The sequence below is a fragment of the Polaribacter sargassicola genome, assembly GCF_021991835.1.
Lineage (GTDB): Bacteria > Bacteroidota > Bacteroidia > Flavobacteriales > Flavobacteriaceae > Polaribacter > Polaribacter sargassicola.
Genome location: NZ_JAHDAU010000025.1, coordinates 1 through 641 on the forward strand (window position 1 = coordinate 1; position 641 = coordinate 641).

Below are 641 nucleotides of genomic sequence, written 5' to 3' on the forward strand. Positions count from 1 at the left end.
CGAACGCGCGTAACGCGCAAGGAGTGGGCGTTACGGCGAACACCGTGCGTGCGTGGCGGGACCAGTTCGCTGCGGAGGGGCTGACGAAGTTCGGCAAGGTCAGGGCCGGTCGGGGGCGGAAGGAGTCGATCCCGCAGGCGAAGATCGATGAGATCGTGGATTTGACGCGGAACTCGAAGCCGGAGGGGCACACGCACTGGTCGGTGCGGACGATGGCGGCCGCCAGTGGGGTGTCCCCGGCGCAGGTGCAGCGGATCTGGGCGGCGCGGGGGTTGAAGCCGCACCTGGTGGACACGTTCAAACTGTCGAACGACCCACGGTTCGAGGAGAAGCTCGTCGATGTCGTCGGACTATATCTGAACCCGCCGGAGAAGGCGATCGTGCTGTGCATGGACGAGAAGACCTCGATCCAGGCGCTGGATCGCACCCAACCGTCGCTGCCATTGAAGAAAGGGCGCGGGCAGACCATGACCCACGACTACAAGCGGCACGGCACCACGACCCTGTTCGCCGCACTGGAAGTCGCGACCGGGCGGGTGATCGGCTCATGCGTCGACAAGCACCGCCACCAGGAGTTCCTGGGATTCCTCAGGAAGATCGACGCCGAGGTCCCCAGAGGCCTGGACGTGCACCTGATCATC

General features: G+C 65.4%; 1 protein-coding gene. It reads left to right on the forward strand.

What is annotated here, in order from left to right; translation table 11 throughout:
• A partial coding sequence (locus tag KI686_RS17335) for an IS630 family transposase (protein ID WP_237590267.1) occupies positions 1–641 on the forward strand: 641 nt, incomplete at both ends.